Here is a 12409-nt window from a genome sequence, read left to right as displayed (position 1 = left end):
AGCACAGGGCATTCGATAATTCAAGATTACCCCGCTGAAAAAAATATAGTAAGATAGATGCTGGCATTTCGAATCCCAAAGGATGGTTGAGACACGAGATGAAAGCTTTGTACCGCAAATGGATTCTGAATTACTGGAGTCCTTATCTCGCGATGGCGCTCGCGGGAGTCTTGAGCGCAGTATACTTCGGCATTACGAAGACCGTCTGGGCCGTTACCGGCGAATTCACCCGCCTCGGCGGGCACGTGATGGAATGGTTCGGCGCGGACGTGTCCGATTGGGGCTACTTCAAGCTGATCGGCATGCAGGGCAATCCCGTGACCCGAACGGACGGCTGGATCGTCTGGGGGATGTTCGCCGGCGCTCTCGTCATGGTTCTGCTCAACAACAACTTCAAGCTGCGGATTCCCCGGCAGAAGAGGCGCTGGGCGCAGGCGTTCGCGGGAGGCATCGTAGCCGGCTTCGGCGCGCGGCTGGCGCTGGGCTGCAACCTGGCCGCCTTCTTTACGGGCGTGCCGCAGTTCTCGCTGCACTCCTGGATCTTCATGGCCTCGACCGCCATCGGAACGTATCTCGGGGTCAAGCTGATCGGCGCCTCCTGGTGGAAAGGCAAGCCTCGCCTGATCAAGGGTCCCGTCGAGCCGGCGCGCGCCGCGTCGGGACGGATTCAGCCTTTGCTGGGCGGATTGGCGGCGCTGGCGTACGCGATCCTGATCGTTTGCTTCTTCGTCTCCGGCCATAAGATGCTTGGCGTCGCCGCGCTGTTCGGGGCTCTGTTCGGCATCCTGATCGAGCGGGGCCAAATCTGCTTCACCTCCGCGTTCCGCGATCTGTGGATCAGCGGGCGGGCCACGATGACGAAGGCGATTCTCGTGGGCATGGCGGTCAGCTCGGTCGTTACGCTCGTCATCATTCTGGCCAACGGCATGGACCCGATCACGAAGATCGCCGCTCCCAGCACGCTGATCGGCGGCGTCCTGTTCGGCCTGGGCATCGTGATGGCCGGCGGGTGCGAGACCGGGATGATGTACCGGCTCATGGAAGGCCAGGTCGTGTTCCTGCCGGTGTTCATCGGCAATATCGCCGGCGCCGGCTTGCTGGCTTATGCCTGGGACCATACGTTCATCTATCGGCGTCTTGTCGAGACCGGTTCGAAAATCAACCTGATCGACAAATTCGGAGCGGGCGGCGCGATCGCGGCTACTCTGATCGTGCTCGGCCTCCTATTCGCCATCGCGAGATACTGGCAGAACCACTACCGGTTCGGAACCGGATTCCGGAAGGGAGCCGCCAAAAATGTCCATTGATTTCGCGCTGGATGTCCGGGGAGAATCCTGCCCCTATCCGGTGATCTATACGCTCGATACGCTCAAGGAGATGCAGCCGGGACAACTGCTGCAAGTGATCGCCGACTGCCCCTCTTCCTTCCGGAACGTTCCGGAGGAAGTCGTCAAGCACGGCTACACGCTCGTTCAGGAACCGCAGAAGAACGGCCGGGACATCATTTTCTATATTCAGGCTTGAAGCTTCGTTCCTCCAGGGACCTCGAACGGCCGCGAACCGGAAAATCTCCATGCCATTCGGCCAGCGCTGCCGATTATTGCGATTAAAAGGGAAAACTCCCTATATGATCGTTTATAGACGGCAATGGGCGCCATCTGATCGAAATAAGCGGAGGTTTTCCGGTTCATATGTCTAAGCGGATCATTCCATGAGCAAATAAGATGAACCGAAGAAATGAAAAAACTCGCCCCCGGTCACAGGGGCGAGTTTTTATATTCAGTGATCCATCCACTGGAAGTGGAAGCTTCCGCTCTTGTCGACCCGCTCGAACGTATGCGCGCCGAAATAATCCCGCTGCGCTTGCAGCAGATTGGCCGGCAGCCGTTCGGTGCGGTAGCTGTCGTAGTACGCCAGCGCGGAGGCGAATGCGGGAACCGGGATTCCCTTCGTGACGGCGACCGATACGACTTTGCGCCATGCGTCCTGGTAGTCTCTCACGATGCCGCCGAAGTATTCGTCCAGCAGCAGATTTTTGAGCTCCGGATCGCGGTCGTAGGCGTCCTTGATGTTCTGCAGGAACCGGGCGCGGATGATGCAGCCGCCGCGGAAGATCATCGCGATGTTGCCGTACTGCAGGTTCCAGCCGTAAGCTTCGGAAGCGGCCCGCATCTGGGCGAAGCCTTGCGCGTAGGACGCGATCTTGCTGGCATACAGCGCCTTGCGCACGGCCTCGACGAATTCGCGACGGTCCCCGTCGTAGCCTGCCGCTGCCGGACCGGACAGCTTCCGGCTGGCGGCGACGCGCTCGTCCTTCATCGCGGAGATGAAGCGCGCGAACACGGACTCGGTTATGATGGAGAGCGGAACGCCGAGATCCAGCGAGCTCTGGCTCGTCCACTTGCCGGTCCCCTTCTGGCCGGCCGAATCCAGGATGACGTCCACCATCGGCTTGCCCGTCTCCGGATCCGTCTTCGAGAAGATGTCCGCGGTAATCTCGATCAGGTAGCTGTCCAGCTCCCCTTTGTTCCATTCGGAGAAAATCTCGTGAAGCTCGCTCGTGCTCAGGCCCAGGACATCCTTCAGCAGATGGTAAGCCTCGCCGATGAGCTGCATGTCTCCGTACTCGATGCCGTTGTGCACCATCTTGACGTAGTGACCGGCGCCGTCTGCGCCGATATAGGTCGAGCACGGGTCGCCGTTCACCTTCGCCGAGATGGCGGTCAGAATCGGTTCGACGAGCTCGTAAGCGTCGCGCTGGCCGCCCGGCATAATCGCCGGGCCTTTCAACGCGCCCTCTTCCCCGCCGGATACGCCCGCCCCGATGAAGCGAAGACCCTTCGCCTGCAGCTCCCGGTTCCGACGCTGCGTATCCGGGAAGTAGGCGTTGCCTCCGTCGATCAGAATGTCGCCCTCGTCAAGGTAAGGCACGAGCTGGTTGATCGTGTCGTCGGTCGGCCCGCCGGCTTTGACCATGATCAGGATTTTGCGCGGCGTCTCCAGCGACTGCACGAATTCCTCGACGCTAAAAGTGCCGACGAAGTTCCGTCCTTTCGCTTCTTCAAGCAGTTCATTCGTTTTCTCCGGAGACCGGTTGTAGACGGATACGGAGAATCCTTTGCTCTCGATATTCATCGCGAGGTTCTTGCCCATGACGGCCAAGCCGACCACGCCGATTTGCTGCTTGCTCATTCTCTACCGCCTCCTATCCCATGCTTTTTCTATTTATTGAACGGCTTTTTTCCAATCGGCGGCGAACTTTTCGAGACCTTGCTCCGTCAGCGGGTGCTTGGCGATCTGTTCGATGACGGAGAACGGAATCGTGGCGATATGCGCGCCCGCCATGGCGACGCGGGTCACGTGATCCGGGTGGCGAACGGAAGCGGCGATGATCTGCGACTCGATGTTGTGCGTGCGGAACATCTCGGCGATCTTCGTCACCAGCTGAACGCCGTCTTCGGAGATGTCGTCCAGGCGGCCGAGGAACGGAGAGACGTACGTGGCGCCGGCGCGGGCCGCCAGCAGCGCCTGGTTGACAGTGAAGATAAGCGTGACGTTCGTCTTGACGCCTTTCTTGGTCAGGTAACGGCAGGCTTCCAGACCGGCCAGCGTCATCGGCAGCTTGATCGTGATGTTCTTGTCGTAATTGTTGATCTTGATCAGCTCTTCGGCTTGCGCGATCATCTGCTCCGCCGTGACGGCGTCCGGCGTGACTTCGGCGGATACCGATTCGACTTCCGGCACTTCCTTCAGAATCTGTTCGATGCGGTCTTCGAACTTGACGCCTTCCTTCGCCACGAGCGAAGGATTCGTCGTGACGCCGGAGAGAACGCCGACTTGATACGCTTTTTTGATGTCCGCCAGGTTAGCCGTGTCGATGAAAAATTTCATGTTTGTTCCGCCTCCAGATTAATTAATGTGGTTAATATTTTATTTCGTCAATTCTCGAGCCAAACGAACAACGTTCGCGACCGAGAAGCCGAAATGCTCCAGAACTGCGCCTCCCGGGCCCGAAGCGCCGAAGGTGTCGATCGACAGTACTTTCCCGCCGGCTCCCGCGTACCGGTCCCAGCCGAGCGAGATGCCGGCTTCGATGGCGAGCCGCTTCGTTACGGCGTCGGGAAGCACGCTTTGCTTGTAAGCTTCAGGCTGGCGGTCGAACAGCTCCCGGCTCGGCATGGCGACGACGCGAACGTTCGTGCCATCCTTCTCGAGCTCCGCCTTCGCCAAGACGGCCAGCGACACTTCCGAGCCCGTCGCGATCAGGATGACGTCCGGCTCTCCGCCGCTCTCGGCTAGAACGTAGCCGCCCTTGGCCACCTGATCCTTGTTGCCCTTGGTCTCCTCGAAAATCGGCAGGTTCTGGCGGCTCAGAATGAGCGCAACAGGACCTTCCTTATGCTCCAGCGCATAAGCCCAGGCGCTTGCCGTCTCGTTGGCGTCGGAAGGACGGATGACCGTCAGCCCCGGAATGGTGCGCAGCGCGGCCAGGTGCTCGACCGGCTCGTGGGTCGGCCCGTCTTCCCCGACGGCGATGGAGTCGTGCGTGAACAAGTAGATGACGGGCAGCTTCTGCAGAGCCGCCAGCCGAATGGACGGACGCAGGTAATCGCTGAACACGAAGAACGTGCTCACGAACGGGTTGACGCCGCCGTGCAGCGCCAGACCGTTGCCGGCCGCGCCCATCGCATGCTCCCGGACGCCGAAGTAGATGTTGCGTCCGGCGTAGGATTCGACCGCGAACGCCGGCTCGCCGCTCATGTCCGTCATCGTCGAATGCGACAAGTCCGCGCTTCCGCCGAACAGGCCCGGGACGGTTTTCACGTAATGGTTGATCGCTTCGCCGCTTGCGACCCGGGTCGACAACGTCTTCGAGGTATCGTACGTCGGAATGTCCGCAGCGTCTACCTTCACATCGCCGGCGATCGCGGACTCCAATTCCCGTCCCTGCTCCGGATGCTTCGCCTTGTAGGCGGCGAACAGCTTATTCCATTCCGCTTCCTTGGCGCCGCCCTGCTGCTTGAACTGCTCGAAATGTGCCCGAACCGTCTCCGGAACGGTGAATTCTTCTTCATACGGCCAGCCGTAAACCGCTTTGGTCGCCTTGGCTTCTTCCTTGCCGAGCGGATTGCCGTGCGCCTTGTTCGTGCCGGCTACCTTTTTGCTCCCATAGCCGATAATCGTGCGCACCTCGATGATCGTCGGCCGATCGGCATGCTGCTTGGCCGACGCGATCGCCTTGGAGATCGCCGCGATGTCGTTGCCGTCCTCGACGCGCAGGTAATGCCAGTTCTGCGACTCCGCCCGCTGGCGGACGTTCTCGCCGAAGCTCAGGTTCAGCTCTCCGTCCAGCGAAATGTCGTTGGAATCGTAAAGCACGATCAGCTTGCCGAGCTTCATATGCCCGGCCATGGACATCGCTTCGTAGGAGATGCCTTCCATGAGGCATCCGTCGCCGACGAGCGCGTAAGTATAATGATCGACGACCGGAAAACCTTCCTGATTGAATTTCGCGGCCAAGTGCGCCTCGGCCATCGCCATCCCGACCGCCATGGCGACGCCTTGGCCGAGCGGTCCCGTCGTCGCTTCGACGCCGTCGGTGTGCCCGTATTCGGGATGGCCCGGCGTCCGGCTGTTCAGCTTGCGGAAATTTTTCAGGTCATCGATCGACACCTGATACCCGAACAGATGCAGCAAGCTGTACAGCAAGGCGGAACCGTGTCCGGCCGACAGCACGAAACGGTCGCGGTTGAACCACTTGGCGTTGGCGGGGTTGTGGTTCAAATGCTCGGCCCAAAGGGCGTACGCCATCGGCGCGGCGCCCATGGGCAATCCCGGATGACCGGAATTGGCGGCGTTGACGGCGTCGATCGACAATGTGCGGATCGTGTCGATCGCGAGTTGATCAATGGTTTGCGTGGTAGGCATAACGTTCTCCCTCATTCTTCTCGGATTTGTCTTCCGGCTTGTCGAACCACCAGCGGTACCCGTCCTTCGCGAGCAATGCGTCGGATTCGGACGGGCCGAAGGTTCCCGCTTCGTAACGATGCAGCGGAACGAGATTTTCCGCGAACGCGTCCAGCACCGGCTGAACCCATTCCCAAGACAGCTCGACTTCGTCCCAGTGGGCGAAAAACGTGGAATCGCCGTTCAATGCATCGCCGATCAGGTTCTCGTACGCCTCGGGGGAATTCGCCGGGCTCGCCTGAAGATCGATGTGGACCGGCTTGAACCCTCCGTTCGGCCCCGGCTCCTTCTCGTTGAGCTGAAGCGTAATGCTCTCGTTCGGGCCGATCTCGATGACGAGCAGGTTCGGAGTCGCGCCGTCCGACCAGCTTTGCTTGACCGGCTCCTTGAACTCGACGACGATTCTCGTCGACTTCTCTTTGAGCCGCTTGCCGGTCCGGATATAGAACGGAACGCCGCGCCAATCGTTGTTGTCGATCATGAGCCGGGCGGCGATGAACGTGTCGTTCGTGGAATCGGGCGCAATCCCCGGCTCCGACGTATAAGCCGCAACCGGCTTGCCGTCGACGGTTCCTTCGGCGTATTGCCCGCGGACGACGCTCAGGCTGACGTCTTCTTTCTGCACCAGCTCGAGTGCTTCCATTACCCGCTTCTTCTTGAAGCGCACCTTCTCGGAGCTGCTGTCGTACGGCAGGTGGATCGCCGCCATCATGAGCAGCTGAAGCATATGGTTCTGGAACATATCCCTCAAGGCGCCCGTGTGGTCGTAATAGCCGGCCCGCTCTTCGACGCCGACCGTCTCGTTCGCCGTTATTTGCACATTCGCGATATAGCGGTTGGTCCAAAGCGCCTGGATGACCGGGTTTCCTTGCTGCAGCGACTCGAGCCGCTGCACGACCGGCTTGCCGAGGTAGTGGTCGATGCGGTAGATCTCGTCTTCCTCGAACGATTGGCTCAGCTTCTCGTTCAGATGCCGGGCCGAGCGCAAGTCATGGCCGAACGGCTTCTCGATCACGAGACGCTTCCAGCCGCTCACGTCCCCCAGCCCGCTGCTCTGGATATTGGCGGCGATCGGCTCGAAAAACTCCGGACCGACGGACAAGTAGAACAAGCGGTTGCCCGGAATGCCCAGCTCATCTTCCCGGCGCTGAACGAGATCCAGCAGCTTCCGGTAATCTTCTTCGCGGCCGATGTCCAGCACGCTGTACCGGAACGCTTGCAGGAATCGATGCAGCAGCCCGGCGTCGTCCGGCTTCGTTCTCGAGAACCGCTCCAGCGACTGCTCGACGTTGGCTTGGAACGATTCGTCGGTCCATTCCCTTCTTCCGAGACCGACCACGGAGAAGGCCTCCGGCAGTTTGCCGCGAACGAACAAGTTATACAGGGCCGGGTAGATTTTCCGCTTGGCCAAATCCCCGGTCGCCCCGAACAAGACGAAAGTAGTCGGCTCCATCTCCATATCCCTCACTTTTCCGATGAGCTTTCTTAAGCTCTGGTTTCTTTTTCTTAGTTTCACTATAATACGTTTAACGGCCATACAAGTAATTAATATATTGAACAGGAGCTATAGACCATGTCTATGGGTAACAATTATGAGCTGTACAAGGTGTTCTATTGGGCCGCCAAAACGGGCAGCTTGTCCCAAGCCGCCAAGGCGCTTTACTTGACGCAGCCGAGCGTCAGCCATGCGATCAAACAGTTGGAGGAGAGCTTCGGCGTCACGCTGTTTTACCGGAACGCCAAAGGGGTCGAACTGACGCAGGAGGGCGCGGTCCTTTATTCGTATATCGAGCAGTCGCAAATTCTCATCGCGCGCGCGGAGGAGAAGATGGCCGCGCTAAAAAACCTGGAGAGCGGGGAGCTGCGGATCGGCGGCAGCGATTCGCTGTTCAAGCATTACGTGCTCCCCTATCTGGAGCAGTTCCACGAGCAGCATCCCGGCGTCAAGCTTCACTTGAACCACGGGACGACGCCGGAGATCATCTCTTTCCTGAAGGAAGGCCGAATCGACCTGGGCGTCGTCCGGATGCCGATCGTCGACCCTCAGCTTCAAGTGACGGAAAGTTTTCAGCTGCAGGATTGTTTCGTGGCCGGAGCCCGGTACGCGCATCTGAAGGACGCGGTTCTGCCGCTCGACAAGCTGCTGCAGTACCCGATCATTCTGTTCTCCCGCAACAGCCGCGCCCGGATGACGATCACCGAGCTGTTTCAAAGCTACGGGTACTCCATCAAGCCGGAGATCGAGGTCGGCAGCGTGGATCTGCTTATCGAGTTTGCGAAGCGGGGTCTCGGCATTTCCTACGTGACGAGGGAATTCGTATCGAAAGAACTGGAGGAAGGCTCGCTGTTCGAGGTTCGGATCGACGTCCCGCTCCCTCCGTCCCACGTCGGCATCCTGACGATGAGCAACATGCCGCTCTCCAGCGCCGCTAGCGGGTTCATCGAGCTGATCCGGTAAGCCAACCGCGCGGCAAAATAAAGAAGCCGACTCGTTAGAGCCGGCCTTAGCCAGGTGGCGTATCGGTGTTTTTTCGGCGCCGTTACTGGCGGTGTCCTTGGTACGGCGTCGCCACGGGCTGGTTGGGCTGCGCGGCGGCGGGCATCTCCGCGTAGCTCTTCTGGCAGACCATATGGGAGATGCGGGGAATGTAGACGACCTCGCCGGCACTCAGCTGGCTCGGATTGGACAGGTGCGGATTGGCTTCCTCCAGCATGGACTGGGGAATGTTATACTGGTGGGATACCGCCGCAAGCGTCTGTCCCGGCTGGGCTTGATGCGTCGCGAACAAAGAATCGTCGGATTGGCCGTCTCTAAAAAACGGAAAGAAAAACGGGGAAAAGAAGAAAAACGGAAACAGGAATCGATTGGGAAAGAAGGGGTGCGGGAACGGGCGAAAGAACGGTCTGCCAAAGCCAAAGCCTCCGCCGGGGAAAAAAGCACGATCCATCAGAAAATAACCTCCCAAAAATAGTCATTTGTCTCTGTAGGATATGGGCTGTCGCCCCGACTGGTGACACCTCGCCAGCGGAAAATTTCCGTCAAGGAAAATCCGTGCCCGGCCCCCCGTCCGCGGCGAAGCCGGAAAATCGACCTCTTCCAGATGCCGCAGCAGCGCGTGCACGCTAGGCGACCACGCCGAAGCGGGCCTTCGGACGATGCCGTCTTGGAGACGGACCGATTCGACCTCGGACAGCACTTCTTCGTCTTGGTTCATGAGACTCCATCCCCTTTCGCAAAAAAGCGGACCGGCAAATGCGTCGCCATCGCTCGCATCGTCGGTCCGCCGTCGAAGCTATTATTTCGCTTGAATATATCCTTCCGCCTTCAGCAGCTCGGCGATCAGCACGGCTCCGCCCGCGGCGCCGCGCAGCGTGTTGTGCGACAGTCCGACGAATTTGTAATCGTACAGGCGATCCTCGCGCAGCCGCCCCACCGAGACGCCCATGCCGCCTTCGATATCGCGGTCCAGCTTCGTCTGCGGCCGGTTGTCTTCCTCGAAGTAGGTGATGAACTGCTTCGGCGCGCTGGGCAGTCCGAGCTCCTGCGGCCGGCCTTGGAATTGCCGCCAGCGTTCCAGAATCTCTTCCTTGGAAGGCTTGTTGTCGAAGGAGACGAATACGGTCGCCAGATGTCCATCCGTCACGGGCACCCGAATGCACTGCGTCGTAATGAGCGGAGAGCTTGCCTTGACGATCCGGCCGTCTTCGATGCTGCCCCAGATGCGCAGCGGCTCCTGCTCGCTCTTCTCTTCCTCTCCGCCGATGTAGGGAATGACGTTGTCCAGCATTTCCGGCCAATCGGCGAAGTTCTTCCCGGCTCCGGAGATCGCCTGGTACGTCGAGGCGACGATGGTCGTCGGGTTGTAGCTCTTCAGCGCGTGAAGCGCCGGCACGTAGCTCTGAATGGAGCAGTTGGGCTTGACGGCGATAAATCCCGTCTTCGTTCCGAGACGCTTCCGCTGCGCCGCGATCACTTCGATATGCTCCGGGTTGATCTCCGGAATGACCATCGGGACGTCGGGCGTCCAGCGATGCGCGGAGTTATTGGAGATGACGGGCGTTCCCGTCTTGGCGTAAGCTTCTTCCAGCGCCTGGATCTCGCTCTTGGTCATGTCGACGGCGCAGAAAATAAAGTCCGCCTGCCCCGCGACTTCCTCCACCTTGGAGGCGTCCTGGACGACGATGCCCTTCACGGATTCGGGAATGGGGCCGGACATCTTCCATCTTCCCTTGACGGCTTCCTCGTACGTCTTCCCGGCCGAACCGGCGCTGGCCGCGATGGCCGACACTTCAAACCAAGGATGCTGCTCGAGCAGTTGAACGAAACGCTGGCCGACCATCCCCGTTCCCCCGACAATGCCCGCTTTCAGTTTTTCCGACATCGCTTCTTCAACCCTTTCTCTGACTGTCTGAATGAGTGTATGACGTTTATCCGCGCCGCGTTCGCCGACCGGCAACAAAAAAATCCCACCCCCAAGACGTTGTCTCAGGGACGAGATTCGATTCTCGCGGTACCACCCCAAATTCGCCGGACGTCGCCGTCCCGGCCTCTTCGAGTACGGCATTGCTTGGCGGCAACGCATATACTCTAGCTCTGTAACAGGAGCGCCTGTCGCACCATCCCTTCTTCGCGAAGTTCCGATGCGCTGCTCGGAGCCTTTCTTCGATAAAGGATCCTTTGCCCCTTCCCAGCGACCGGAGCTCTCTGCGAAAGGATTCCTTTACTTACTCTTCTCGTCATCGCATTTGATATTATGATTATAATATAAGAAGTTGCGTCCGAGGTAAACCGTTTTTTCAAAAAAACTTGCCGCGGCCTGTCCGGATGCGCGCCGGCGACCGATATAAGCAGATCGCCCGGCCGATCGCGACGGCGGCGCCGAATCCGGCCGCCAGCATCAGCAAGATCGACACGCTCGGAAGGGTAAGGAAGAGCCGCTCACGGCTCAACTGCCGTCCCGCCGCGATGAACGCCACGATCCGGGGTAGAAAGATCAGCAGGAGCAGCGGGATCAGGTTCGATATCAGGAGCGTCCAGGTCAGCCATTTCGCGCGCTTGCGGGTGCGGACCTCCCATCTCTTCATCCGCGCAAGCCGAAAGATGCCGCTTCCGGCCGTCAGAAGCGTGAGAACGCCGACGATCGTCTCGTTCGTTCGGTCGGCGAAGAACGTTCCCTTCGGCTGTTTGCCGTCCAGGATGTCGATAATGCCTTGCATGAAGGACGAATAAGGAACCAGCATGTTGAGCCCCGTATTGAATAGCACGACAATTCCGTACCCGCTCTCGGGCAGCAGCGTCTGATCGGCATAATAGGTCCATAGGAGCCCGTTATGCTCGATTTTGTCCCCCTCGATCGTCCATCCCATCCCGTACGTGCTGTCGAGACCGGCCGGTACGGTGTGCATCGTACGGATTCCGTCCGCGCTCAGCAGCCGAACGCCATCGTACTCGCCGCCGTCTAGCTGGAGCGAGAGCCAGCGCGCCATATCTTCCGCGGTCGAGACGTTGCCCGCCGCGCCTTCCACGAACCAGTCCGGTTCCTTCATGGCGATGGGCTTGCCATAGACGAGAATATGGCCGTCGGCGAAAGGGTCGAACGTCTTCGGAAGAAGCTTGGTGTCGGCAACGTCTGTCGTCCGATCCATATGAAGCGGCCGGAAAATGTGCTTGCTTAGGTAGTCGGGGAACTTCTCCCCGCTCGCGACTTCCGCCAGTCGGGCTAAAATTTGATAATTGGGGTTATGATAGTGGAACTGCCGACCGGGGGCGCTTGCCAGCTTGACTCGGCCGAACCGGGCGACCGATTCCTCCAGAGACTTCGGCTGCTCGCGAAACGTCATCTCCGGAAAAACCGAATCCGCCAGCCCGCTTGTCTGATTCAGCAGCATCCGCACGGTGATTTGCGCCGCCCGGGGATCTCCGGTCTTAAAAGAGGGGATATACTCCGTTACCGGTGCGTCCAGGTCGAGCTTCCCGACTTCAACCAGCTGCATGACGGCCAGCGCGGTGACCGATTTGCTCAGCGACGCGATGGCGAACGGCGTCCGGGGCGTAACCGGACTTCCGTCCCCGTCTTTGCCGAATCCCTTGGCATAGACGGTTTGGTCGCCGTGAACGATGGCAACCGCCAATCCGGGAATGTTGTTCTTTTTCATCTGCGCTTGGACGTACCGGTCGACCCGGGCCGCGTCGAAGTTCGCGGCGGCCGAAGCCGTGCCGGGCAGGCAGCCAAGCCATCCTCCGCAGAAAGCGAGCAAGGTTAGGATTGCGACGAAACGATTCTTCATTGGGGACTTGCCTCCTCTTCTCGAATAGTTCCATGATAAGAACCGTTGCATAAGGAAAAGTAAAGGCAAATCTTAAGAAGAACATAAGCCGAAAAAAAGCGCCTATCCGCGGAGATAGGCGTTCCTTTTTTCTATGGATATGGTCGGGCGCCGC

11 protein-coding genes are annotated in these 12409 nt (G+C 59.4%); 3 read left to right on the top strand and 8 right to left on the bottom strand.

Annotation, left to right across the window (positions count from 1 at the left end; translation table 11 throughout):
• Positions 1–98 precede the first annotated feature (98 nt).
• Positions 99–1307 carry a selenium metabolism membrane protein YedE/FdhT gene (yedE, locus tag H7C18_RS22565; protein ID WP_185131362.1) on the top strand — a complete coding sequence of 403 codons (1209 nt, stop codon included), beginning with the start codon at positions 99–101 and terminating at the stop codon, positions 1305–1307.
• The gene (gene yedF, locus H7C18_RS22560) at positions 1297–1524 is read left to right on the top strand and encodes a sulfurtransferase-like selenium metabolism protein YedF (RefSeq protein WP_185131361.1); all 228 of its coding nucleotides are present in this window, start codon (positions 1297–1299) and stop codon (positions 1522–1524) included. Before yedE ends, yedF begins: the two co-directional genes overlap by 11 nt.
• 255 nt (positions 1525–1779) lie before the next feature.
• Here the strand turns inward: yedF and gndA are convergent, their stop codons facing one another.
• The 4 genes from gndA to zwf are packed head-to-tail and all read right to left on the bottom strand — an operon-like array spanning position 1780 to position 7420.
• On the bottom strand, positions 1780–3192 hold the full coding sequence (gene gndA, locus H7C18_RS22555) for an NADP-dependent phosphogluconate dehydrogenase (RefSeq protein ID WP_185131360.1): 1413 nt from the start codon (positions 3190–3192) through the stop codon (positions 1780–1782).
• Positions 3193–3225: 33 nt separating this feature from the next.
• Positions 3226–3891 (bottom strand): fructose-6-phosphate aldolase, encoded by a 666-nt coding sequence (fsa, locus tag H7C18_RS22550; RefSeq protein ID WP_185131359.1) that lies wholly within the window; start codon positions 3889–3891, stop codon positions 3226–3228.
• 39 nt (positions 3892–3930) lie between these two features.
• Positions 3931–5928 carry a transketolase gene (gene tkt, locus H7C18_RS22545; protein ID WP_185131358.1) on the bottom strand — a complete coding sequence of 666 codons (1998 nt, stop codon included), beginning with the start codon at positions 5926–5928 and terminating at the stop codon, positions 3931–3933.
• A complete protein-coding gene (gene zwf / locus H7C18_RS22540) occupies positions 5906–7420 on the bottom strand; it encodes a glucose-6-phosphate dehydrogenase (RefSeq protein ID WP_185131357.1) in 1515 nt (504 codons plus the stop codon). Before zwf ends, tkt begins: the two co-directional genes overlap by 23 nt.
• Positions 7421–7546: 126 nt before the next feature.
• Here zwf and H7C18_RS22535 point away from each other — a divergent pair, with 126 nt between their 5' ends.
• Positions 7547–8425: a LysR family transcriptional regulator gene (locus tag H7C18_RS22535; protein WP_185131406.1), complete on the top strand. Its 879-nt coding sequence runs from the start codon at positions 7547–7549 to the stop codon at positions 8423–8425.
• Between the two features lie 82 nt (positions 8426–8507).
• Here the strand turns inward: H7C18_RS22535 and H7C18_RS22530 are convergent, their stop codons facing one another.
• From H7C18_RS22530 to H7C18_RS22515, 4 genes are all read right to left on the bottom strand, one after another.
• Positions 8508–8915 (bottom strand): LysM peptidoglycan-binding domain-containing protein, encoded by a 408-nt coding sequence (locus H7C18_RS22530; protein ID WP_185131356.1) that lies wholly within the window; start codon positions 8913–8915, stop codon positions 8508–8510.
• 24 nt (positions 8916–8939) lie between these two features.
• Positions 8940–9182, bottom strand: a complete 243-nt coding sequence (locus H7C18_RS34855) for a hypothetical protein (RefSeq protein WP_202887244.1) — start codon at positions 9180–9182, stop codon at positions 8940–8942.
• 81 nt (positions 9183–9263) lie between these two features.
• A complete protein-coding gene (gene asd, locus H7C18_RS22520) occupies positions 9264–10349 on the bottom strand; it encodes an aspartate-semialdehyde dehydrogenase (protein WP_185131355.1) in 1086 nt (361 codons plus the stop codon).
• A 415-nt stretch (positions 10350–10764) separates the two neighbouring features.
• Positions 10765–12255: a serine hydrolase domain-containing protein gene (locus H7C18_RS22515; RefSeq protein ID WP_185131354.1), complete on the bottom strand. Its 1491-nt coding sequence runs from the start codon at positions 12253–12255 to the stop codon at positions 10765–10767.
• Between the last annotated feature and the right edge of the window lie 154 nt (positions 12256–12409).

Source organism: Cohnella zeiphila (genome assembly GCF_014212055.1).
Taxonomy (GTDB): Bacteria; Bacillota; Bacilli; order Paenibacillales; family Paenibacillaceae; genus Cohnella; species Cohnella zeiphila.
This window is presented reverse-complemented; position numbering and strand designations above follow the sequence as displayed.